The organism is Sulfurimonas sp. HSL3-2, assembly GCF_039645965.1.
In the GTDB taxonomy this organism is placed as follows: Bacteria; Campylobacterota; Campylobacteria; order Campylobacterales; family Sulfurimonadaceae; genus Hydrocurvibacter; species Hydrocurvibacter mobilis.
The window spans coordinates 1,817,695-1,840,312 of sequence record NZ_CP147917.1; the positions used below are offsets into that span (position 1 = coordinate 1,817,695).

Sequence of the window (22,618 nt, forward strand, 5' to 3'; positions counted from 1 at the left end):
CATTTTGTAAAATTTAGCTTTTCAAATATCTCAATTACTTAAGATTTTAATTGGTTTAATCTGTCTCTTTTCGTACCGATTGTCGTGATCTGGATTCCAAAGTTACCGTCTACTATCACGACTTCACCCTGTGCTATAACATGGTCATCCACTAAAATATCCAACGGATCGTTCGCCAACTGGTTTAACTCGATAACTGAACCTATGTCCATATTTAATACATCTTTTAAAAGCATTTTCTTTTTACCGATTCTGACTCTTACCGGTAACTTGACATCAAGGATCAATGAAATATTTCTCATATCCCCTGCATCTACTGGTTCGACTTCATGGCTTGAAGGAGCACTCACTACAGGTGGCGTCAACTCTTTTGGAGCAGCTTTTGGCGCCTCTTCCTCTTTAGTTGCATGAAATGATGTTTCAAATGTGTTATCTGTGATAAGCATCATCAAAGAGTTTATCTCGCCAAGTGTAAACGTATATACGTACATCTTGCTGTAATTATCAAGGTTTATCTCGCCGTCATCTTTTATAAACTCTATGTTGTCGACTTTTAATGTTATTGCCGGAAGTTCTTTTTGAGCACCAAGAGTATTTGAGATCGCTCCCATGATGTTAGATACTATCTCTTTTGTAGCATCTAAATCCTCTTCATCCATGTCCTCTTTACTCTCGCCCTCGCCGCCTAGCATCATATCGCCGAGTGCAGTAGCAAGAGCAGGAGAGATCGCGACCATTATACTCGCCTCGATATCTCCGCTTACACTTACCTTTACCAAAGATATAGGAGGCAGGATATTCGAGATTATCGATAAAGTCTCCTCCTCTTTTTTTACTAAAGATGGAGCCTGTCCAATTAAACTTTCTATAGTAGCTACGGTTTCACGTTCAAATAGCTTAATAAACTCTTCCATCTATTTACTCCTCAAATTCATTCTCGTTTTCATCTTCATCCATTATCTCTTTAACACCGCTGATCTTCGCTTTACGCTGTTTTTCCAGATTTTCTAATGTACGTTTAACTGCATCTTTTTCTGTTTTTACGATCTCAGTTATCTGTATGGACTTTCTAAATCTTCTCAGGCCTATTTCGCCCTTAAACCTTACTTTTCCATCGACAGAGAGTGTAACGATATCGTTAGCATCTGCATTTAAGCGTATGATGTCCCCGACTTTTAGATCTAAGACCTCTCTCATATCGAGTTCTGCAGAACCTAGATTTGCTTCGACATTGACCTGAGCACCTCCAAGAAGGACTTGAAGTTCTTGGTTTCTACTTTTCTTGGAACTTGTCTCATTTAGCATCAAGTCTCTACTTGCAAGTTTAGGTAAAACAGGCTCTAATGATATTACCGGGTAACATAAGTTCATCATCCCTGAACTATGCCCGATGATTATCTCCATAACGACCATGACGACGATCTCATTTTGTGCAACGATCTGAACGACGTTTGGACTTGATTCTTTTGACTCGACGTTTGGATACAGATCGGTTACCGGACCCCATGCTTCTTTAAGCGTTGACATCATAACACGTAAAATAGTCTCAAACAGACTTAACTCGATATCTGAAAACTCTCTTGTCGATTCGAAAGGCTCACCTTTTCCGCCTAGCAGTCTGTCAAGCATAGGAAAAGCAATAGACGGGTTTATCTCTAATACGCCGTTACCTTCAAGCGGTTTCATTGAAAAAACGTTGAAACTTGTCGGATTTGGCAGAGACATCAAAAATTCGCCGTACGTCATCTGGTCGACCGAGTGAAGCTGGATCTCTACGATCGAACGCATTATAGACGATATCTGTGATGAGAGTGAACGAGCCATCTTGTCATGAATACCGCGGAATGCACGTAACTGCTCTTTTGATACACGGTTAGGACGTTTAAAGTCATAAAGTGTTATCTGACGTTGTGAATAGACCTCATCACTAGAAGCTTCTTCTAGAATATCCTCGCCGTCATCTACGACGTCGAGCAGTGCATCTATCTCTTCTTGGGAAAGTATATCTGCCATCTTATGCTCCTATACTCTCTTGAATTTTTTTGATCACAGACTTATGGATCTGTGAGATCCTTGACTCTGTAATATCTAAGATCGAACTAATCTCTTTTAATGTTAACTCTTCAAAGTAATACAACTGAATCACCATCTGTTCTCGTTCACTATATCTGGATAAAACGCTCATTATAACCTCAACAAGCTGCTCTTTCTCGATTCTATCTAATGTCTCACCTTCATCACCGGTGTTTAACTGGTCTTGAAGCGGTAAAATAGCATATATGGAAGATGCTATACGGGCTTCATGTATCTTCTCTTCCGTCTCGTCTTCGATCATCTCGGCTAACTGAGCATCTGTAGGCTCTTCATCATGAGTCAAAAGATACTCTTCGACAAGATAGTCGATCCTTTTTACAAGTTTTCTGCTAGAACGGCTTAAAACATCAAGAGATCTTAAATAATCAAGCATCGCGCCATAGACTCTGGTTTTTGCGTATCCCCAAAACGAATCGTTTTGCGCTTCATCATATCTTCTTGCTAATTTTACCAGTTCTTCTGTCCCTATCGCACTAAGGTCCATAAAGTCTACAGAACTCGGCAGTCTTTCTTTGAGTCTAAATGCCATAGCTTTTACTGCAGGAAGATACTGGATCGCCAGTTCGTCCTCTTTATGTTTCAGCTCATTCTCATATGCATGTATCATGCAGCAACCTTAATCTCATCCTGTGTGTTCATCTTTATAGCCGCATCCGTGATCTTATGCGCAGAATCGATCACCTTTTCTCTTTTGTTTATCTCTTTTACAATGTGATCAAGATTGGACTCATGACGGTTTTTTGCAAAATGATACGTCTTAACAGCGAGCGTTCTGAAATAAAATGCGACTATCACATGTGAAAATAGATAAAAAAATACCGTGATCAAGAAGGTGTATGTAAGCAAAGCATCAGCACTGTCTGATTTTAACAATCCAAAGACAAGTCCAAGAAAAAAGCCTTGTACTGTAAAAAAAGATACAAAATTTGCCGCTAACATAGATACTCGCCCCTTTGATTAAAAATGTTGCATTAAACGTCTAAAAAGCCCCGTTAACCCACTTTCATTAGATGAAACTAGCACATTTCGTTCCAAGTTTTTAGCTATCTCTTTGGCTATAAGTTCCAGATCCATCGCCGGTTGAGATGACGGGCAGATCACACTTACCAGTTCTCTTTGCTTGACAGACGTAGAGACTTTTGAATCTGAATTCACCTTACCGAGATAGCTAAGATTAAGATCCTCTCTTATATTTGACAATGCGACCTTTTTTATCTTGTCAAATACTGCCACAGCTTCTTTCTCACCGCGTACCTGATTCATTATAACAGAAATATCATTTCGCATAGATGAGATAGTTTTTATAGTTGCATAAGCATCGGTTATGGCAGCAGGATCAGGGACAGTCACTACTATAACATCATCTGCCGCATTCATAAACATCTGAATATGCTCGCCGATCCCTGCACCCGTGTCTATTATCATGACATCAAGTTTATCCAAGACCTGTGCTTCCTGCATAAACCTGGTAAAAAGTGCTTCATCTGAATATTTTAATATCTCATCTCCGCTGTCACCGGGAATGAGAATAAGATTTCTTGTTATCGGTATAAGTATGTCGGAGACTTTTGCTTCACCTTTGAGTACATGTAAGATATTTTTTTTGATACTCACATTGAACATGACATCAAGGTTTGCAAGACCGATGTCCGCATCAAATATACCGACATTCAAACCGTTTTGCGAGAGAATATACGCCAGATTTGAACTAATAGTACTTTTCCCTACCCCGCCTTTACCACTTGTGATGGCAACAAATCTAGTTTTTTTAGATTTTTTGGCAGTTGATGATGCTACTAGTTTTTCCAGTTTTTCAGCCTGATGCCCCATCATAGTTTGCTCCGATTAAACCCATGTAATAAACACTCGACCAAAAAGTCGCTGTTAGCAACGACTAAATCTTCAGGAACCTCCTGTCCCACTGAAAAGTAGCTGATCGGCTTTTTAGTTTCATAGACTAATGAGAAGATATTTCCAAATCCTCTTGTCTCATCCAGTTTTGTAAACATCATCGTATCTACGTCAAGAGTCTCAAAGTTATCGTATGTCGCTTTTAGATCCTCGTACTTGATCGAACTCGGCATAACTAAAACGACGTCTATGTTGAACTCCGTCGTATTAGAGTTTAGACACTCATATATCTTCTCTATTTTACCTTTATCGTAAGGGCTTGAACCCATTGTATCGATTAAAATATAATCACAATATCTCAAAGAGTTCAACGCACTTGAAAACTCCGGAGGATCCACAACCGTTTCGATACCGAGTTTCATCATCCTCGCATACTGCATCAGCTGTTCAACTGCACCGATTCTATATGTATCTAAGACGACAAGTCCTACTTTATATCTTTTCTCCATCAAGTAAGAGTATCTTGCTGCAAGTTTTGCGATGGATGTAGTCTTGCCCACACCCGTAGGACCGACAAGCATGATCACTTTTTTGCTCGTTGGTGTCGGAAGGCTCTCCATTCTCACCGGGACCATTTTTCTAAGGATCGATTTAAAATATCTTTTTACCGTCTCAGAGTTTTCTCTCATCTTAAGCGGCATATGTTCCAGACTCAGATGCATCATCTCATCTAAATGATCTTTGTTCATACCGCTTTCAAGCGCCATTTTATATATCTCGGCAAACTCCGGCGGGATCGCACGGTCAAGATTTGGAGAGCGCTCCTGCCAAAACATATTTTGGATCAGTTTTACTCTGTCTCCGAGTTTTGAAAGTTCCGCTTTTATATCGACAAGTTCTTTTGGCTGAGGAGCTTCGACCTGGGTAGTCCTCTCCCCGCTGTAGACCTCTTCATCCGCTACTTTTGCAATATCGGATATCTGTCTGGCAGCTCTTGAGATATTGTAATAAACATCCTCACTGTCCTCTCTGATAGGCTTTTGCATCTCTAGAGGTTTAGCTCTGCTTGCCTGAGGTGCTGTTTTAGTCTGTTTTTCATCAACGCCCACTACGATCTCATATAAAGGCTCTTTTCCAAGAGCTTTTTTCTGGATCTCACGTGTTTCGATAAGCATAGCATCTTCGCCGACTGCTGCTTGTGCTTTTTTCAATGCTTCTGTCGGTGTTTTACCGCTAAAAGTTAAAATCTTCATCTGCTGATACTTGATAATGGGATTACTACGCTTTCTCTGTTCATCCAATCGGGATGAGGAACTTTTAAAGATTTCGTATCTATACGGCGGTCGTCAAAAAATAAAATATCCAAATCTAAAGTCCTTGGTGCATTTGAAAAGCTGCGTTTTCTTGAAAATCTTTTCTCTAATCGCATAAGATAGTCAAGAAACTGTTTTGGCTGCATCGACGTTGCCAAGACCATCACAGAGTTTAAAAAATCATCCTGCTCCATGTAGCCAAAAGGAGGATTTTTTAAAATCGGTGAAGTCTCTAAAACCTCAACACGAACATCATCTCTAAGTTTAAAAAAAAGATGATTAAATCTTCTTAAAACATCACCCACATTTCCGCCGATCCCTATTGTGACTTTGTACTTGTGTGATGATGTCTGTTGTTTTTTATATGGAAAACATGCCGTATAGATAAGTGTAAGCTTTTCACTTATGACACGTTTTTTTATCATCCATATTCCTTACGCTTGCTGTGCTTTTTGAGCTTCTTGCATCGCTTTTATCTCATTGAAAAGTTGTAACATCCCTACCATTGCAAGGTGGTATCCAAACGGTCCAAAACCGATAAGTGAAGATGTACATACAGGTGCTATAAGGTTCTTTTGACGGAACTCTTCACGACGGTAAGTGTTTGATATATGCACTTCGATAGTCGGAATAGAAACAGCACTGATCGCATCACGGATAGCAATAGATGTATGAGTATATGCAGCAGGATTGATAATGATCCCGTCTACTTCACCGTAGCACTCTTGGATTCTATCTACAAGTTCACCCTCTAAATTACTTTGAAAAAACTCTATCTCAATACCGTTTTGAGTTGCGAAATCTTTCATTTGAGCGTGAATCTGCTCTAGTTTCATCGGCCCATAAAACTGTTGTTCACGTACACCTAACATATTTAAATTCGGACCTTGAATCACTACAATTTTCATTTTTTACCTTTTTTTAGTTTTAGATACATTAATTAAGCGCCCATTTTATCAAAATAAAGCATAATATATTTTAAAACCAAGCAGCAAAAGAGTAATTGTGAAAATTATAAATCCAAACTATATATATACGGCAGAAAAACTGTTAGAAAACCAAGCCGTCGCTTTTGATAATAAAATAGAAAAGATCGCACCTCTAACGGAGTTACAAGAACTTTACAAGGACGCAGAGATCATTGAACTCGGCAAAAACTCACTTCTTATGCCAGGACTGATAAACGCCCATGTCCACTTAGAATTTAGTGCAAATAAAGAGACACTGGAATACGGTGATTTTCTAAAATGGCTTTACAGCGTGATAACAAATCGTGAGGAACTCATAAACTCATGTGACTCTGCATGTATGAAAAAAGCAGTCGATATGATGCTTGAATCGGGCATTACCACTTACGGAGCGATCAGTTCACACGGAATGGACTTAGATGTGGCTGCATCATCCCCTCAAAACGTGGTATTTTTTAATGAACTCATCGGCTCGCAGGCAGGTATGGCCGATGCTCTTTTTAATGACTTCCTGCAACGCGTCGATGCTTCAAAAACGGTACAAAGAGAGGGGTTTTATCCCGCTGTCGCTATCCATTCACCATACTCGGTCCATCCTATCCTTATAAAAAAAGCTCTTCAGATCGTAAAAAACGAGAAATTAAAACTTAGTGCCCACTTTTTAGAAAGCAAAGCTGAACAGGAGTGGCTGGAAAAGAACGAAGGTGACTTTAAAGAGTTCTTTGTAAATTTTTTAAAACAGGACAAAGCCGTAACGGATGTCAAAGAGTTTTTAGGCCACTTTAAAGATGTACCTACCTTGATGACCCATGTCGTTCAAGCAACAGAAAAAGAGCTTCAAGAGCTTGCATACTCAAAACATACCGTTGTTCACTGTCCTATCTCTAACCGCCTGCTAGGAAACGGTGCTATCAGTCTTGATGATCTGGACAGACACAATATCAGATGGATCTGTGCAACGGACGGTCTTAGTTCAAACTACACGCTTAATCTTTTTGAAGAGATGAAGATAGCTCTTTTTATGCACCACGGAGCCGACCTGCTGCCGCTTGCAAAAAGACTTATCAAAAGCGTTACTAAAGACGCTGCAGATGCACTTGGACTCAACACCGGAGAGATACAAGAGGGGAAAAATGCCGATATGCTTGTACTGGAACTTACATCCGAGCCAAATGAACAGCTTCCGCTTCATTTGCTCTTACATGGATATAATATATCAAAAATATATATTAACGGAAACCAGAAAAAAGGAGAATAGATGGAAGGTATGAAAAAACTTTTTTTACCCATAACTGCGACAGTCGGTTTTATTCAAAACCACTTTAAAGCGATGGTTTTTATACTTATCGTGGTTTTAATCTTTATGCCAAGAGACGACTCATCCTTAGTACCGCACAACCTTGAGAAAATATCTCTTGTCGGTCCTATCATGGATGTGAACGAGGTCGTTCAAAAGATCGAAAATGCGCGTCAAAACGATAGAGTAAAGGGTGTATTGCTTGTCGTTAATTCTCCCGGAGGTGCTGTCGCGCCATCTGTTGAAGTAGCATATGCGATAAAAAGACTCAGACAGAAAAAACCTGTCGTCGTCTATGCCAGCGGGACAATTGCGAGCGGCAGCTACTACTCCTCTATCTGGGCAAACGAGATAGTTGCAAATCCCGGCAGTATGGTCGGCAGCATCGGTGTCATCATGCATGGAGCAGACTTAAGCGAAGTGATGCAGAAGATCGGAATCAAATCGCAAGTCATAGCCGCCGGAAAATACAAACAGCTCGGAACTGCGGACAGAGAGTGGACGGAGTATGAAAAAGCGGAATTAAACAAAGTGATCCAAGACACTTACAATATGTTCGTGACAGATGTCGCCAATGCAAGAGGCTTACGGGTAGAAGATGCACCCTACTTTGCCAATGCACATATATTTACGGCTCATCAGGCAAAAGATGTCGGGTTAGTGGATAAAGTCGGTGTTAGTTTTGATGCACAAGAGGATCTTATAAGACTCTCGGGTGTCAAAAATCCTATCTGGAACAAAGAGGACCCGATGGAAAAACTGTTCAAAAAACTCTCAGCGCAGACTGCAGTCACACTAAATACATACTTTCCTGCACTTAGTCTTCAATAACTATACATGTAAGATTCTTTCTTACATGTAATGCCGGATATCCTCTACTAAAACTCTTTTATCCCGATGACCTTTGAAGTCACTTTTAACCTCTCGTTCATAAGATCAAAACTCTCATCTACATGTAACTCTTCCAAAGAGGTGACCTTGCCGTCTTTACTTATCTGTGCAAAGCCTGATACGACTCTTTTTTTCGGATCGTTTGAAAGCAGGTTTTCTTTTAAAGAGTTCAGTCTGTTCTGTTTTTGGGAAAGTATGGTCTGCATCTGATGGGACAGCCTTACATGTAAAGGTTCCAGGTCTCTTCGTAAATTTTGAAGCTTAAACTCTATGGTCTGATTAAATCTCTCTCCCAGTTGAGTGACCTCCGCTTTTTTCTGTCTTATGCGCTCTTCAATAGAGTTTTGCTCATAAAGCTTTTTGATATGTGAAAGTGCCTGAGAAAAATTATATATTTTTGAATCAATAAGATTATGATAGCTTCCTGCTATATTATCAATGTATTGATAGAGTTCATTTGTATCAGGCAGTATCATCTGCATCGCAGCACTCGGTGTCGGAGCTCTGAGATCCGCTACAAAGTCAGAAATAAGATAATCTATCTCATGTCCTACAGCAGAGACGATCGGCGTCTCTGCTTCAAAGATAGCATCGGCAACGATCTCTTCGTTAAACGACCAAAGGTCTTCTATGCTTCCGCCGCCGCGGCTAAGGACGATGATATCATAGTCTTTTTTATCACTTACATGTAAGGCGTCTACGATGCTCTGCGCACTTGTATTTCCCTGAACCAATACATCATAGATATCGATCTCTACAAGTTTGTATCTTTGACCTGCAACGCGAAGCATATCCTGCAGAGCTGCACCGGTTGCTGATGTGATCAAAGCGATTTTACGCGGAAACTTAGGAAGCGGTTTTTTTATCTCGGGATTAAAATAACCCTTTTGAGAAAGTTTCTGTTTGAGCTGCTCAAAAGCAAGTGCTAAAGCACCCTGCCCTGATGGCTCGATCATAAAACAGTTTATCTGGTACTCGCCTCTTGGTTTGTACACGGTAACAGCGCCGTCAAGTATGACTTTTAGTCCCTCTTCAAGCTTAAACCTGAGCTTTGCGGCATTGCCCTTGAACATAACGCATTTAATAGATGAAGAGCTGTCTTTTAACGTGAAGTAGATGTGACCGCTGTTATGGTGTGTGATTCGAGAGAGTTCACCCTCGACGAAGACTCTGACAAAGCTGCTCTCTAAAAGAGTCTTTATCTGTTCGTTGAGCGATGAGACGCTAAGAGTATTCATTTTAAAGTTTACGAGCGATTATCAGTGTAGAGATATCCATTGAAAAACTTTGTGTGTAAAGTATCTCAAAACCTGCATCTTTGAGTTCGTTTTGCATGTTTTCCACAGTCGAGAAAGTCTCGATAGAGTTTGGAAGGTACTCGTATGCCTCAAGGTTTTTAGAGATAAATCCACCCACTTTAGGCAGGATCTTGTTCATGTAAAAATCTCTGATCTGACCAAGAAGTGACGGATTCTCGTTTTTCATAAACTCTAGTATTACGACAAGTCCGCCACGTTTGAGCACACGGTTGAACTCTTTTAATGCTTCTTCACGTTCTACTACGTTTCTAATGCCGTATGTGATACTTAAAATATCCGCACTTCCGTCTTCTAAAGGGATCTCAGTAGCTTTAGCCGTATGATACTCAAAATCCGGGAATTTGACTTTTGCAACGTCAAGCATGCCGTTTGATGGGTCCACTCCCACGATCTTACCGACTGCAATTCCACCTACTTGAGCCTGCTTTCTCCAGTAGTCCATCATATCACCCGTACCGCAGGCAACGTCTACTATCATATCGACACTGTCACTGTCATTGTAGCTGTATGAAAGATCACACGCTTTTTTTCTCCAGCTTTTGTCTACACCCATACTCATAACACGGTTCGCAGTGTCATAAGTCGGTGCTATATCATCAAACATCGATACGATTTTTTCTTGTTTTTCCATAAATATCTATCCCTTTAATTTCATCCACATTAAAATATCATCCGATATCTTCTCTACATGTAAGATATCGAAATGGTCATCATTTTTATTGAAACGTATTTTACCACCACTTTTCGGAGATACAAAACAAAGATGGTAATCTACATGATTTTTAGAGAGTTCGAACATATTTGACCCACCTTCGATTAAAATACAGTTGTAATCTTTCAATCTGTCAAAGTTCTCTTCGATCATCACTTTTCTATTTTGTACGTTAAACAGCGGGATATTTTTATCAAATTCTTTTGTGCGTGAGACGATAAGAACATCGGGAGCTTTTCCGTCGCAAAGTCTTGCATCAAGCGTAGGTCTGTCTGCCCGTACAGTCTCGCCGCCAACCACGATGAGATCACAGACGTCACGCATCTTATGGACAAGTTCTCTTGATTCTTTTGAGCTTATAACTCCGCCGTCTACGGTGCCGTCGAGTCTCTGTGCCCATTTAAAAAATACAAATCTCTCCTCACTCCACTTTAAAAAAGGAGACAAAAGACCATCTCCCTTTTTCTCTAAAGATGAGAACTCTACCTTTGTCCCTGTATTAGCGACTATCTCTCTTCCGCCTTTAGCTTTTTGACTCTCATCGGCACTTGCGATTACGACTCTTTTTACACCGAGCTTAGAAATAAGATTTGCACAAGAAGGTGTTTTTCCCTCATGAGCACATGGTTCAAGTGTCACAAAAAGAGTACAGTCTGTAAAACAGCCGTTATGATTTTTTAAAAGATAGTTATGGATCTCATGTGAAGATGTCAAAGATAGGATTGTTTTATCATCTGTAAGTTTGAAGTACGCACTTTGAAGTGCTAAGACCTCTGCATGAGGTCCACCCACTTTTTTGTGTGCTTCGACACAGAGCAGTTCACTCTCAGCCTTGATAACAGCACATCCTACTGCAGGGTTTGGGTATGTAAGAATTTGTGATTTCCACGCTTCATTCAGCGCTAAATCCATAAAAAAGTTATCGTCGATTACCATTCAAAATAGGTACGCGCTTTTACTACGTCGCTAAAAGGTACAACGACCTCTTCACCCTCTATTTGCAGATAAAGTTCATCACCTTTAACTGCTGTCAGAGTACCTTTTAATTTCTCTTTCTCTCTTGAAGTAATACTTACTTTTTCTCCGATAGAGTTTTCAAAGTTTTCTAACTTCGTAAGTTTTCTCTCGATACCGGGAGTTCCAACTTCAAGTCTATATTCGCCTGAAACAGGAGGAGTAACGTCAAGTAAAGGAGAGATAAGGTGCGTTATCTCTACACATCTGTCCAGACTTACACCTTTATTCTGTGGATCTTTCACGCTTACTCTAAAGATCGTCTCACCGAATTCACTTGTGATCACAGTGTCATACAGCATCAACCCGACAGATTCTACTATTGATTTGATATCGCTCTCAAGACTCATGTTTTCCCTCTTTTTCTATACGTTTAAAAAGATCTTCAATGCTTTGGCTTTTCTCTAACTGATCATCAAATACAAATGTCAGTTTCGGAGATTTGAACCATCCCTGATCTTTCATACAATAGTCTTCTATTATCGGAGCGACTTTTTTAAGCTGCTTCACGTAAAAAGCTTTTTCCTCATCGTTAAACATGCTAGGGTCCACATAAACCTTTGCATCGCTTCTACCGCGAGAACATTTCACCTCTATGACGTCAAGTTCATGCATTCTTGCGTCATTTAATGAACTGAGTGCTTCAGGAATAAGTTCCTGTAGTATAGACTCCGTTCTTTTTACTTTAATTTCTTGCTGTGTCACAGAGAAACCTTCTCCTCGACTTTTGTAAATGTTTCGATTACATCGCCGACTTGAACATCATCGTAACCTTTGATAACAACACCACACTCATAACCGTTTCCGACTTCATTAACGTCATCTTTGAAACGTTTAAGTGATGTAAGTTCACCCTCGTATGCAACGACACCGTCGCGGATAACACGAACAAGTCCGCCGCGTACAAGTTTACCGTCAACGACCACACATCCTGCGACCATTCCGCCTTTAGGGATTTTGAACGTATCGCGTACTTCTGCCTGACCTGTATTTGTCTCAGTAAATTTAGGTGACATCATACCTGTAAGCATTCCGGTGATATCATCGATCAGCTGGTAGATAACTGAGTATGTTCTGATATCGACACCCTTTTGTTTTGCAGCAGCTTTTACACTACCTGTAGGACGTACGTTAAATCCAAGAAGTGCAGTGTTCTCACTGTTTGCAACAAGTTCTACGTCATTTTCCGTGATCCCGCCGACACCGCTAGAGATAATATCTACTTTAACTTCATCGTTACGAAGATCAGATAGAGCACCGCGGATCGCTTCAAGAGAACCGTGAACATCTGTTTTAAGTACGATTTTAAGCGTTTTAAGTCTTCCCTCTGCGATAAGTGAAGTAAGCTCATCCAACGTTGTTTTCGTAGAGTGTGAAAGTTCTTTACGTCTTTCATACTCATAACGTTTTTGAGCATATTCACGTGCCTCTTTATCTGAGTTCATCGCGATCATAGTCTCGCCTGCAGCAGGAACTTCATTCAGACCTACTACCACTGCCGTATGACTTGGTTTCAGTTCTTTTATCTGTGCTTTTTTGTCATCGATCATCGCTTTTACACGTCCGTACGATTGACCACAGACAACATAATCACCGACTCTTAAAGTCCCGTTTTGAACAATAACAGTAGCTACCGGTCCACGACCTTTTTCTAAAGAACTCTCGACAACGACAGCTTTAGCATTCGTCTCTTCATTTGCTTTAAGCTCTAAGACTTCAGCAGTTAATAGAATGTTTTCTAAAAGTTCATCGATACCTTCGCCTTTTTTCGCAGACATAGGGATAAACTCGATATCTCCGCCCCAATCAACAGGATTAAGACCTTGTTCTGCCATCTGACCTTTTACCATGTCAGGGTTAGCATTTTCTTTATCCATTTTGTTTAGTGCGACAATAATAGGTACACCAGAGTCTTTTGCTATTTTTATAGCTTCAAGAGTCTGAGGTTTTACACCGTCATCTGCAGCAACGACAATAACGATAATATCCGTTAGATTTGCCCCGCGTTGACGCATAGAACTAAATGCCGCGTGACCAGGAGTATCTAAGAATGTTATCCATTTACCGTTTTGTTTTACAGTGTATGCACCGATATGCTGAGTGATACCGCCGGCTTCGCCAGCTGCCACTTTAGCACTGCGGATAGCATCTAGAAGTGATGTCTTACCGTGGTCGACGTGTCCCATAATCGTAATGACTGGTGGACGTTCAACTTGATTTCCATCCTCTTCGATTGTCTCTTCTTCATAACTTTCTTCGTAGTTAAATGCATCTTTTGGATCGATCGTCGTTACTTCGACTCCGAACTCTTCTGCTAGAATCTCTATCTCGTCTTTACCAAGGAAATCGTTTTTAGTCATCATCATACCAAGATCGAATAGAACTTTAATGATATCCGTCATCGGACGGTTGATCTTTTCTGCAAACTCATAAACACGAATATCTTCAGGTATCTCGACATGAGTCACGACTTCGTCAGAGACTTTCTCTTTTGTATACTTTTTACGTTTATCACGTGATACTTTACGAGGTTGTTTAGAGCCCTGTTTTTTACCTGAATTTCTTCCGATCGGTTTCGGCGGTTTTGGTTTTTTAGGTTCTTCGACCTTCACTTCATTCATCTGAGTCGCATTAAGATCGACAAGAACAACCTCATCCGTATCATAATCCATAGAAAGTTCACTTAAACTCTCACCGAAGATATCCAGTTTCATTCCGCCAGACTGTTTTTTATTTGTCGTTGGCGTAGCTGGCTTATTTTTCTTTTTACGAGAATTTAGTTCAGCTAAGGCTTCAGCACTCATTTTTCCATAGTTAGAGACAGCTTTTAAAGCACTATCATCATGAGAGTCTAGTTTAACATCGTCTTCAGGCTTAGGCTTTTTCTTTTTAACGATTTTTAATCCAGATGTTTTTACAGGAGCTGCCATAGTAATAGGCATCTTTCTCTCTTCTTTTTTTGTCTCTTTTTCAGAAGATTCAACTGCATTCTCTTCTGTTTTAGTTTTTTGAGGAGCATTCTCCTCTTTCTCTTTCTTCTCTTGAGTTTCCGGTTTATGAGCTTTTTTAGACTCAACCTCAACATCTTTTTTAACTTCCTCAGCTTTATCGCTTACAGGAGCTGCTTTTTGCGGTGCTTCATTTTCAGCACCGTTCATAATATAGTTTACTATCTTCTCAGCCTCTTCCATAGAAACTGTACTTGAAGCAGTTTTTAATTCTAGACCCATATCTGATGCTTTTTTAACAACTTCTTTAGATGTAACTCCAAGTTCTTTTGCTATTTCGTGTACTCTAACTTTTTCCATTCTGAGCTATAATCTCCTTTAACTGGTTAGACAAACTTGCCATATCACCTATTTTACATTGCCGCATTAATGACTTCACGACTTTATTCTCATTTTTCAAACATTCATGACAAAGATAAAAACTTCTGCCGCTGTTTGAAAAATGTTGCAGTGACTTATCCACACATCTCAAACGCAATAATTCACCTTGCGGAAATCTACTTCTGCAAGTTATGCACATTCGAGTCGGATTGCTGTAAATTTTCGGCATTATATCTTAATATTACTTCAATTTTCTATAAACTAACGCTCTACAACGAGACCGTTATTATCAAAATCCAAACATTTGACCTCATAATCAGGAAACTTTTGCTTAAATCTGTTTGTAAGTGCCGCAGCATCTTGATCATACACCATTGAGAAAAATGTCGAACCGCTGCCTGAGAGCGTACTCATTAAAGCACCGCTGTCATATGCAAGTTTTTGTATCGTAAAAAGTTCTGGCATCATCTTCATACGGATCTTTTGGTGAAACCTGTCCTGAGTAGCGAGACGAAGCATCTCCCAATCTTCATTAAAAAATGCTGCGACCGTGACTGCCGTATGAGAAAGGTTATAGACTGCATTCTCTTTAGAGTAAGATTTTGGCAGAAGCGTTCTTGATTTTGATGTATTGATCGGTTTATTCGGTATAACGACGACTGCTTTAAGATAATCCGGCAGATGCTTCTTTTGTGAAAATACTTTATTTTTTTCAATAGTCGCTGCATTGAAACCGCCCATAACCGCCGGAGTGATATTATCCGGATGAGACTCATATGTCAGTGCATGATTTAGTATACGTCTCTTTGAGACTCTTACACCCGCTGCTTCATGAGCAGTAGATATAGCACTTACGATTACTGCAGATGAACTGCCAAGACCTCTTGACATAGGGATCTGATTATAAAAAGTAAATTTAAAGTTTTGTTTCTTCTCTGTCAGACGTTCATAATGCTCATTAAAGATACTTACAAAAAGGTTGTTTCCTTTTAGTCTCGGGTTGTTCGCACCCTCGCCTTTTATGGCAATACTGAAAAATTTAGACGGGTGGAACTCAACCACGTTTCTAAGATCGACGGCTAAGCCGAGTGAATCAAATCCCGGTCCAAGATTGGCACTTGTTGCTGGTACGCTAATAGTCACTTTTTTCCTTATCAGACAGCACCGATTCCGTATTCGGGAGCTGTGTTAATATCAAAATCATTGTAGTTTAAAAAATCCGGTAACTTAAAATCCGACATTATAACATCGTCAAACTTTTTAGTTTCAATCCCTGTTGAAGTTTTAACAAAATAGAGCTTTCCAACTGCTTTTATCGGTTGATTTTTATTAAAATAAAAGGCATCTGTTGCAAAGAGTGGTATATTTTTTAAGATCGAGAGTGATTTTAAAAATATATATGCCACCTTGATAGCCATAAAACTACCGGGACCGTTCGCGTAAAAAATATTTTTGATCACGTACTTTTTTTCCAACTCCTCATAGATAACAGGCAGTATCTCCGAGCTTTTTTCCTCGGTTATAACTGAATCTATAAGTTGTTTGTCTTCATAAACTCCCGCCATTATGGGGGAACTTAATGCGAGTACTACTAGATCGACCTCTTTTTTATGCATAAGCTTTTGCGTATTCTTTCTCTGTAGAGCCTACGATATCTACGATCTCATAGTTTTCAGGGTCTTTTAAGAGCTCTAGCGTCAGCTTGTGATTAAGGTCATGACTTCCCGCAAGTGCTTCATAGTTACCGATAAAGTTCATCCCTATAAGACTCATATCGCCTATAGCGTCAAGAATCTTATGTCTGACGAACTCATCGCTGAATCTTAGCCCTTCAGGGTTTAATACCTTCTTCTCATCGAGTACTATAGCGTTTTCCAAAGAACCGCCAAGAGCTAAGCCTTTTGATCTTAAGTACTGCACCTCATGTAAGAAACCGAATGTTCTCGCACGAGCCACCTCTTTTTTATAGTTCTCTTTACTAAACTCTAACACATATGCCTGATTTTCTATAACAGGATGAGCGAACTTGATCGTAAAATCGTATTTTAAATTCTTAGAAGGGGAAAGTTTTACATACTTGTCACCCTCTTTGATCTCTACATCTTTTTTTATGATCATTATACGCTTTGGCAGTTCCTGTTCTGCAATCCCTGCTTCATCTAAAAGCATACAAAAACTTGCACTGCTTCCGTCCATGACCGGAACCTCATCAGAATCGACAGTTATCTTCAGATTATCTATACCATATGCATATATTGCAGATAAAAGATGCTCGATAGTCGATATCGAATGTCCATCTTTCCCGATAACCGTAGCCATCTTCGTATCCACAACGTTCTCAGGGATAAGAGGGATAGAAACACCGACATCTTTTCTGACAAATACGATACCGTTTCCGGCTTCAAGCGGCTCTAACGTCAAGTTTACCGGATTACCGCGATGTAATCCTATTCCAACAAGTGAAACAGGTTTTTTAATAGTTGTTTGATACATAATCTTATATCCTGTCTTCTTCAATGCTAAGTCAACGTTAGCAATATATATTCCACATTATAGCCTATTTAAGCTATGAAAAAAATCTATTGTCTGTCTATGATCTTCTTTGCTTCGGCAATAATATCTTCTATATTTACCTTCATCCAGTGCTTGTCCATCCACTCTTCAGGACGGACTTCGATGCCTTGTACCAGCACACCGAAATGTAAGTGATCGCCCATAGCATAACCTGTCATACCTGTTTTTGCTATCTCATCACCTACTTTTACATTATCACCCTCGTTTACAGACAAGCTAGAGCAGTGTCCATAAAGTGTATAAAGTCCTAGTCCGTGATCGATTATAGGATTATTCCCGTAAAGACCGTTATAGTTTGCAAACACGACATGACCCGGATTTTGAGTCGTGATCTGTCCCATCTGTACACTTGCAAGGTCAAGTCCCATATGATAGGCATCACTGACGATTTTACCTTTGTATGAATAGATCCTGTGATCCCCGAAGCTTGCAACAGGAGCAGCATTTTTAAGCGGATACATAGGTCTGATACTAAAGTTGGAGATCATCGTATTCTGTGCTACTTTTGATGTTATCTTATGGATTAAAGCTTCATTGTTGGCACGTACTTTTTCATTGATGATCTTAAATCTCTCGATTCTGTCATCAACTCCGTCAGTCTCTTCAAACTCGTTAGCTAGTTCTGCGATCTTGCCGTCTAAGAACTTATCTTTAAGCGTGATATGCGATTCTTTATACTTTCTGTCTTTCAGATAAAGTCTAACATACTCTTGAGAGATGTTTCCTGCCATATCCTCTACGACTATCGTCGCTCTGAAACTGCTTTGTTTTATCGGCCATGCGATAAGCGAGATATAGTAACCCTCTTTGTAAAAAGGCTGTGCCAAGAAATCTTTACCGAAGTTTGTTGCTATCTTAATGCTTTTTAGATGTTCATCAGCAGCTTTAAATATAACGACTGCACTACCGCCTTTTTGAATAGCATAAGAGTTTGCCAGACTTACTAGTTCAGGTCTTTTTGAATCGACTATGAAATTAAACTCTTTTACGATCTCATTGCCTTTAAAAAAGTCCCATTTACTCGCATCTCTTGCTTTTATAATAAGTTTCGCACGGTTTGTTTTTATTCTATACAACTGTTTAGGGGCTTTTACTTCTACAGAGATGTTATTTTCTTTTGAGATAAACTTTTCATCCGCTATGTTAAAAGTCTTATCATCTACCTGAAGAGTGATATTATATGACACTACTCCCGTATCATCATTTATGCTTACATGTAAAGGATCTTTCAGGTTCCAATATTTATCATTATCCAACTTGACTACAGGAGCATTCCTCTCAAACATCGATGAGTTGAATATAAATATTGCTCCGCCTATGATAGATATAAAAAATATCAGGACTAACAGTGATGATGAATCTCTTTTTTTTCTCATTATATACTTTCCTTTAACAGTGTAATTATTTCTTGTGTCGCTTTTTGCATATCATTATCCGGCAGTGTAAATCCTGCCGCATGAGGATGTCCGCCGCCGCCAAAATGTCTTGCGATACCGTTTACGTCGATACTCATATCGCTTCTCAGCGACGCTTTAAGTGTCAGGTTCTTATTTTCTCTCAGCAAGATCGCGACCTTCACCGTCGGAAGGTGCAAAGCCTCTTCAAGCGCGGCTTCACAGTCGTTTGCCTTGGCTCCGTACTTCTGCATCATCTTTTGATCTACATGTAAAACCGCGATCTTTCCATCATTGTAGAGCTGCATATCCAGCATCATTGCACCTTTTATACGATAAGCCGAAAGGGACATATGCTGTGATACAAATAGATTGCACGATTTTGAATCTGCACCCAGATGACATAGATCTTTTGCCATCTCAAAAACTCTATGATCTGTCTTATGACTTAAAAAGTTAGACGAATCATCGATGAGACCTGCATAAAGAGCAGTCGCCATCTTATGGTTTATATCTATCTCATTTGCTTTAAAAAAGTCATATAAGACCTGTGTCGTACTTATCGCATCTGCATCTACGACATTGTACTTGCCGTAGTTATCATTACTTTGATGATGGTCGATGTTTATAAGATCGATATCCAATTCTACACCGAGCCTTGAGTATGAACCGCAGTCCAGACTTATCGCCAGATCAGCATCTTTTGGAAAGCTGTTTTTTATCTTATCAAGCCAAGGCAGGAACTTCAAATTCTCGTCAATATGCTTAGATGCGCAAAAAAATGACACCTTCTTGTGCAATTTTAACATATAAGTATAAACAGCAGAAGCACTGCTTAATGAATCGGCGTCGGGATTGACATGCGAGATCACTACGACATGCTTTGCTTTCTCGATCGCTTCTATTATATCTTTGTTTCTCATAATGAAATTATAGGCTATTTTCTATTCATCTTATATACATACGCCAAAACTTCGGCGACTGCGGCAAAAAGTTCTTCTGGTATCTCGCGTTCGACCTCGACTTGCGCATAAAGAGATCTTGCCAGCGGAGGATTTTGGACTATATGGACATGGTTTTCACGTGCTATTTTTTTGATCTGAACCGCCATAAGGTTCATCCCTTTAGCCACGACAATAGGTGCACGGCTTTTTTTCTCATCATATTTGATCGCAACAGCGTAGTGAGTCGGATTGGTCACGACGACATCTGCTGTCGGGACTTCGGACATCATCCTTTTTCTTGATGCCTGCATTTGGATCTGACGAATTTTAGACTTGATTAACGGATCCCCTTCCATATTTTTCATCTCATCTTTTATCTCTTGCTTGCTCATTTTAAGATTATCAAAGTACTGCTTTCTTACTATAACAAGATCGATGATCGCAAATACGCCGATAATAAAAAGCATGATAAGCGCTAAGATAATGGCTTTTTCAACCATCCATGAAAGTTGATCGTGAAGATTAAAGAGTGCGACAGTAGGAAGTTCCTGTGTATAGATATAAAAGAAGTAAAAACCGATGCCTAAAGTCGTAAAAGACTTAAATGTCGTCTTCACTGCTTCAAGCAGTTTCTTTAAAGAGAAAAGGTTTTTAAGACCGCTGATGGGATTTAACTTCTCAAACTTCGGGGCAATAGCATCACTGTTAAACAAAAATCCGAACTGGGCAAGTGCTGCCAAAACTCCGGCTATTGCGACAACGAGCGAAAGCGGTATGACTATGATCAAGAATTCTCTCATAGAGACCATTGCTATATTCATAAGCGTATCACGTGTAAGCTCAGTACCAAGCATGGAAAAAAAGTATTTCACTAAAAATACAAGATGCTCCGACATAAAGTTAAAAAGCATCAAGATAGCAAGAATAGCTACAAAAAGAGTGATGACTCCAGAGGCGTCCTGACTTTTAGGGACATTACCCTTTTTTCTGGCATCCTCTATCTTCTTGGCGGTGGGTTCTTCTGTCTTTTCGCCTGCGTCTTCAGCCATGCTTTAGTGCCTAGTCCATTTTCATAGAGATATCTATCCAGTTTGCCTGATGGATAAGTGAACCGCTGCTGATGGCATCTATACCGGTTTTTGCATATGATTCTATAGTCTCAAGCGAGATATTTCCGCTTGCTTCTAAAAGGATTGATGGGAAATGCTCTTTTTTATATGCAACGACCTCTTTCATCTCTTCGGGTGTCATATTGTCACACATCACGATATCTGCGCCCGCATTCATCGCTTCTTTCGCCATCTCGAACGATTCCGCTTCAACTTCTATCTTAGAAGTAAAAGGGATCTTTTCTCTTGCAGTGTTTATATACTCTTTCAAGTTTTTGATCGTCTTTAAATGCGTGTCTTTGAGCATCAAACAATCGTCCAGTCCCATTCTATGGTTGACCGCACCGCCTGTCCTTGTCGCATACTTCTCAAAATTTCTAAGCATCGGACGCGTTTTTCTTGTGTCTAAGAGTTTTGTACCGTAAGGCTTTATCAGCTTTACATATTTTGAAGTAAGTGTCGCTATCGAACTTGCGTGAAGAAGCATGTTTAGCAGTGTTCTCTCGCATCTTAGAAGCGTATGTGAAGAGCCCTTTATCTTTGCGATGATATCACCCTTTACAAACTCTTCGCCGTCACTTTTGAGCCATTCGATCTCAAATGCCTCTAGTTTAGCCAAAACATCTATATATTTACGTCCGGCAACGACCCCTTCGCTTTTTGCGATTATCTTCGCACTCGCAGGAGTCGAACTCTCTACCAGAGCGTACAGATCCCCGCGACCGACATCTTCAGCGAGTGTCGCTTTTACAAAATCCTCTATCATAATGCCATCATTCTTTCTAGTGCGACTTTCGCCCAGTACTGCGTGTCTTCATCGACAAATATCTCATTGATCGGTGCACCGTCTTCGATCGATTTCAGTGTCAGGTACACATCTTCTAAAGTCGTTTCGTTCATAGTAGGACATTCCGGTTTTGTAGATGAAAGGACATAAGTATTTTTCGGACGCAGACGGTTGACCATGTTGAACTCTGTTCCCACAGCTACTTTTTGATCTTCCGGCAGTTCTGTTATATATTTTATCAGCTGAGAAGTAGAACCGACGAAATCTGCTTTGTCACAGATTGCCGGGTCGCATTCAGGGTGTACGGCTATTAAAATACCCGGGTACTTTTTACGGTAAAACTCGATATCTTCGACGCTGAAGAGCTGATGAACCGAACAAAAACCGTCATAACAGATGATGTCCGCCTCTTTTGGATCGCCTCCAAGACCGATTACCATCGATTGAAGTCCCATCTGGTTAGCGATGTTCTGTCCCAGACATCTGTCAGGTACGAAAAGTATCTTTTTCCCCTCTTTTAAAGCGTTTGTGATGATCGTCTTTGCATTTGCACTGGTACAGACCATTCCGCCCATCTGACCTACTTTTGCTTTTACATCGGCATTTGAATTGATGTATGTGATCGGCAGTACATCCTCTTTTTTGATCCCGTTCTTCTCTAAAAATGCAACAGATTCATCAAAATAAAGCGTATCGATCATTCTAGCCATCGCACAACATGCCACTTTTGGCATAACGACACGCTTTTCAGGACTGAGTACCTTAACACTTTGTCCCATAAAACCGACTCCGCAAAAAAGTACGAACTCTGCATCGTCCGCTTGTGTCTTTTTCGCAAGTTCAAGGGAATCTCCCACGATATCCGCCATCTCAAAAACTTCATCTCTTTGGTAAAAATGGGCAACGACGGTAACGCTTAGTTTCTCTTTTAACTCTTTTATCTTCTGTTTTAATTCTTCAGTAGTATAGTTCAATTGTAATATCCTAAAAATCTATAATTTTGCAATTATATCAAATTATAT

General features: G+C 39.9%; 24 protein-coding genes. 2 read left to right on the forward strand and 22 right to left on the reverse strand.

Annotated elements, in window-relative coordinates:
• Positions 1-38: 38 nt before the first annotated feature.
• From fliY to aroQ, 8 genes are read right to left on the reverse strand one after another with little or no spacing between them, the layout of a single operon-like run.
• Positions 39-914 (reverse strand): flagellar motor switch protein FliY, encoded by an 876-nt coding sequence (gene fliY / locus WCX87_RS09095; RefSeq protein ID WP_345979379.1) that lies wholly within the window; start codon positions 912-914, stop codon positions 39-41.
• 4 nt (positions 915-918) lie between these two features.
• On the reverse strand, positions 919-2,013 hold the full coding sequence (gene fliM, locus WCX87_RS09100) for a flagellar motor switch protein FliM (protein ID WP_345979380.1): 1,095 nt from the start codon (positions 2,011-2,013) through the stop codon (positions 919-921).
• 1 nt (position 2,014) lies between these two features.
• Positions 2,015-2,701: an RNA polymerase sigma factor FliA gene (locus WCX87_RS09105; RefSeq protein ID WP_345979381.1), complete on the reverse strand. Its 687-nt coding sequence runs from the start codon at positions 2,699-2,701 to the stop codon at positions 2,015-2,017.
• On the reverse strand, positions 2,698-3,033 hold the full coding sequence (locus WCX87_RS09110) for a hypothetical protein (protein WP_345979382.1): 336 nt from the start codon (positions 3,031-3,033) through the stop codon (positions 2,698-2,700). The genes WCX87_RS09105 and WCX87_RS09110 overlap by 4 nt, the downstream gene beginning before the upstream one ends.
• An 18-nt stretch (positions 3,034-3,051) precedes the next feature.
• On the reverse strand, positions 3,052-3,927 hold the full coding sequence (locus WCX87_RS09115) for a P-loop NTPase (RefSeq protein ID WP_345979383.1): 876 nt from the start codon (positions 3,925-3,927) through the stop codon (positions 3,052-3,054).
• Positions 3,924-5,198, reverse strand: a complete 1,275-nt coding sequence (gene flhF, locus WCX87_RS09120) for a flagellar biosynthesis protein FlhF (protein WP_345979384.1) — start codon at positions 5,196-5,198, stop codon at positions 3,924-3,926. The genes WCX87_RS09115 and flhF overlap by 4 nt, the downstream gene beginning before the upstream one ends.
• Positions 5,195-5,683 carry a 2-amino-4-hydroxy-6-hydroxymethyldihydropteridine diphosphokinase gene (gene folK, locus WCX87_RS09125; RefSeq protein ID WP_345979385.1) on the reverse strand — a complete coding sequence of 163 codons (489 nt, stop codon included), beginning with the start codon at positions 5,681-5,683 and terminating at the stop codon, positions 5,195-5,197. The genes flhF and folK overlap by 4 nt, the downstream gene beginning before the upstream one ends.
• Positions 5,684-5,692: 9 nt before the next feature.
• Positions 5,693-6,166, reverse strand: coding sequence for a type II 3-dehydroquinate dehydratase (gene aroQ / locus WCX87_RS09130; protein WP_345979386.1), 474 nt, complete (start codon positions 6,164-6,166; stop codon positions 5,693-5,695).
• Positions 6,167-6,263: 97 nt separating this feature from the next.
• On the opposite strand from aroQ, the gene WCX87_RS09135 reads away from it, so the two are divergent.
• Complete coding sequence (locus WCX87_RS09135) at positions 6,264-7,484, forward strand: metal-dependent hydrolase (protein WP_345979387.1); 1,221 nt, start codon at positions 6,264-6,266, stop codon at positions 7,482-7,484.
• Positions 7,485-8,354, forward strand: a complete 870-nt coding sequence (gene sppA / locus WCX87_RS09140; protein ID WP_345979388.1) for a signal peptide peptidase SppA — start codon at positions 7,485-7,487, stop codon at positions 8,352-8,354.
• 47 nt (positions 8,355-8,401) lie between these two features.
• Here sppA and xseA read toward each other — a convergent pair whose 3' ends face one another.
• The 14 genes from xseA to nadA all read right to left on the reverse strand — a co-directional run bounded on the left by xseA (position 8,402) and on the right by nadA (position 22,570).
• Positions 8,402-9,652 (reverse strand): exodeoxyribonuclease VII large subunit, encoded by a 1,251-nt coding sequence (gene xseA / locus WCX87_RS09145; protein ID WP_345979389.1) that lies wholly within the window; start codon positions 9,650-9,652, stop codon positions 8,402-8,404.
• 1 nt (position 9,653) lies between these two features.
• Complete coding sequence (gene ubiE, locus WCX87_RS09150) at positions 9,654-10,364, reverse strand: bifunctional demethylmenaquinone methyltransferase/2-methoxy-6-polyprenyl-1,4-benzoquinol methylase UbiE (RefSeq protein WP_345979390.1); 711 nt, start codon at positions 10,362-10,364, stop codon at positions 9,654-9,656.
• 6 nt (positions 10,365-10,370) lie between these two features.
• Positions 10,371-11,357, reverse strand: a complete 987-nt coding sequence (ribD, locus tag WCX87_RS09155) for a bifunctional diaminohydroxyphosphoribosylaminopyrimidine deaminase/5-amino-6-(5-phosphoribosylamino)uracil reductase RibD (RefSeq protein WP_345979392.1) — start codon at positions 11,355-11,357, stop codon at positions 10,371-10,373.
• A gap of 17 nt (positions 11,358-11,374) precedes the next feature.
• Entirely contained in the window at positions 11,375-11,809 is a 435-nt protein-coding gene (locus tag WCX87_RS09160) for a ribosome maturation factor (protein WP_345979394.1), read from the reverse strand.
• Positions 11,799-12,164 carry a 30S ribosome-binding factor RbfA gene (gene rbfA / locus WCX87_RS09165; protein WP_345979395.1) on the reverse strand — a complete coding sequence of 122 codons (366 nt, stop codon included), beginning with the start codon at positions 12,162-12,164 and terminating at the stop codon, positions 11,799-11,801. Before rbfA ends, WCX87_RS09160 begins: the two co-directional genes overlap by 11 nt.
• Positions 12,161-14,767 (reverse strand): translation initiation factor IF-2, encoded by a 2,607-nt coding sequence (infB, locus tag WCX87_RS09170; RefSeq protein ID WP_345979397.1) that lies wholly within the window; start codon positions 14,765-14,767, stop codon positions 12,161-12,163. Before infB ends, rbfA begins: the two co-directional genes overlap by 4 nt.
• A 282-nt stretch (positions 14,768-15,049) precedes the next feature.
• Complete coding sequence (gene thrB, locus WCX87_RS09175) at positions 15,050-15,931, reverse strand: homoserine kinase (RefSeq protein WP_345979399.1); 882 nt, start codon at positions 15,929-15,931, stop codon at positions 15,050-15,052.
• A gap of 11 nt (positions 15,932-15,942) precedes the next feature.
• Entirely contained in the window at positions 15,943-16,404 is a 462-nt protein-coding gene (locus WCX87_RS09180; protein ID WP_345979401.1) for a hypothetical protein, read from the reverse strand.
• A complete protein-coding gene (lpxC, locus tag WCX87_RS09185) occupies positions 16,397-17,281 on the reverse strand; it encodes a UDP-3-O-acyl-N-acetylglucosamine deacetylase (RefSeq protein WP_345979403.1) in 885 nt (294 codons plus the stop codon). The genes WCX87_RS09180 and lpxC overlap by 8 nt, the downstream gene beginning before the upstream one ends.
• An 86-nt stretch (positions 17,282-17,367) precedes the next feature.
• The gene (locus WCX87_RS09190) at positions 17,368-18,738 is read right to left on the reverse strand and encodes a M23 family metallopeptidase (RefSeq protein ID WP_345979405.1); all 1,371 of its coding nucleotides are present in this window, start codon (positions 18,736-18,738) and stop codon (positions 17,368-17,370) included.
• On the reverse strand, positions 18,738-19,679 hold the full coding sequence (locus tag WCX87_RS09195; protein ID WP_345979406.1) for a DHH family phosphoesterase: 942 nt from the start codon (positions 19,677-19,679) through the stop codon (positions 18,738-18,740). Before WCX87_RS09195 ends, WCX87_RS09190 begins: the two co-directional genes overlap by 1 nt.
• A 14-nt stretch (positions 19,680-19,693) precedes the next feature.
• Positions 19,694-20,749 carry a flagellar biosynthesis protein FlhB gene (flhB, locus tag WCX87_RS09200; protein ID WP_345979408.1) on the reverse strand — a complete coding sequence of 352 codons (1,056 nt, stop codon included), beginning with the start codon at positions 20,747-20,749 and terminating at the stop codon, positions 19,694-19,696.
• 10 nt (positions 20,750-20,759) lie between these two features.
• On the reverse strand, positions 20,760-21,575 hold the full coding sequence (gene nadC, locus WCX87_RS09205) for a carboxylating nicotinate-nucleotide diphosphorylase (protein WP_345979410.1): 816 nt from the start codon (positions 21,573-21,575) through the stop codon (positions 20,760-20,762).
• On the reverse strand, positions 21,572-22,570 hold the full coding sequence (nadA, locus tag WCX87_RS09210) for a quinolinate synthase NadA (RefSeq protein ID WP_345979412.1): 999 nt from the start codon (positions 22,568-22,570) through the stop codon (positions 21,572-21,574). The genes nadC and nadA overlap by 4 nt, the downstream gene beginning before the upstream one ends.
• Between the last annotated feature and the right edge of the window lie 48 nt (positions 22,571-22,618).

What these genes read in the sequence shown, in the direction of transcription:
- fliY (WP_345979379.1), bottom strand. Translation starts at nt 914, where the DNA reads ATGGAAGAGTTTATTAAGCTATTTGAACGTGAAACCGTAGCTACTATA.
- fliM (WP_345979380.1), bottom strand. Translation starts at nt 2,013, where the DNA reads ATGGCAGATATACTTTCCCAAGAAGAGATAGATGCACTGCTCGACGTC.
- WCX87_RS09105 (WP_345979381.1), bottom strand. Translation starts at nt 2,701, where the DNA reads ATGATACATGCATATGAGAATGAGCTGAAACATAAAGAGGACGAACTG.
- WCX87_RS09110 (WP_345979382.1), bottom strand. Translation starts at nt 3,033, where the DNA reads ATGTTAGCGGCAAATTTTGTATCTTTTTTTACAGTACAAGGCTTTTTT.
- WCX87_RS09115 (WP_345979383.1), bottom strand. Translation starts at nt 3,927, where the DNA reads ATGATGGGGCATCAGGCTGAAAAACTGGAAAAACTAGTAGCATCATCA.
- flhF (WP_345979384.1), bottom strand. Translation starts at nt 5,198, where the DNA reads ATGAAGATTTTAACTTTTAGCGGTAAAACACCGACAGAAGCATTGAAA.
- folK (WP_345979385.1), bottom strand. Translation starts at nt 5,683, where the DNA reads ATGATAAAAAAACGTGTCATAAGTGAAAAGCTTACACTTATCTATACG.
- aroQ (WP_345979386.1), bottom strand. Translation starts at nt 6,166, where the DNA reads ATGAAAATTGTAGTGATTCAAGGTCCGAATTTAAATATGTTAGGTGTA.
- sppA (WP_345979388.1), top strand. Translation starts at nt 7,485, where the DNA reads ATGGAAGGTATGAAAAAACTTTTTTTACCCATAACTGCGACAGTCGGT.
- xseA (WP_345979389.1), bottom strand. Translation starts at nt 9,652, where the DNA reads ATGAATACTCTTAGCGTCTCATCGCTCAACGAACAGATAAAGACTCTT.
- ubiE (WP_345979390.1), bottom strand. Translation starts at nt 10,364, where the DNA reads ATGGAAAAACAAGAAAAAATCGTATCGATGTTTGATGATATAGCACCG.
- ribD (WP_345979392.1), bottom strand. Translation starts at nt 11,357, where the DNA reads ATGGATTTAGCGCTGAATGAAGCGTGGAAATCACAAATTCTTACATAC.
- WCX87_RS09160 (WP_345979394.1), bottom strand. Translation starts at nt 11,809, where the DNA reads ATGAGTCTTGAGAGCGATATCAAATCAATAGTAGAATCTGTCGGGTTG.
- infB (WP_345979397.1), bottom strand. Translation starts at nt 14,767, where the DNA reads ATGGAAAAAGTTAGAGTACACGAAATAGCAAAAGAACTTGGAGTTACA.
- WCX87_RS09180 (WP_345979401.1), bottom strand. Translation starts at nt 16,404, where the DNA reads ATGCATAAAAAAGAGGTCGATCTAGTAGTACTCGCATTAAGTTCCCCC.
- lpxC (WP_345979403.1), bottom strand. Translation starts at nt 17,281, where the DNA reads ATGTATCAAACAACTATTAAAAAACCTGTTTCACTTGTTGGAATAGGA.
- WCX87_RS09190 (WP_345979405.1), bottom strand. Translation starts at nt 18,738, where the DNA reads ATGAGAAAAAAAAGAGATTCATCATCACTGTTAGTCCTGATATTTTTT.
- WCX87_RS09195 (WP_345979406.1), bottom strand. Translation starts at nt 19,679, where the DNA reads ATGAGAAACAAAGATATAATAGAAGCGATCGAGAAAGCAAAGCATGTC.
- flhB (WP_345979408.1), bottom strand. Translation starts at nt 20,749, where the DNA reads ATGGCTGAAGACGCAGGCGAAAAGACAGAAGAACCCACCGCCAAGAAG.
- nadC (WP_345979410.1), bottom strand. Translation starts at nt 21,575, where the DNA reads ATGATAGAGGATTTTGTAAAAGCGACACTCGCTGAAGATGTCGGTCGC.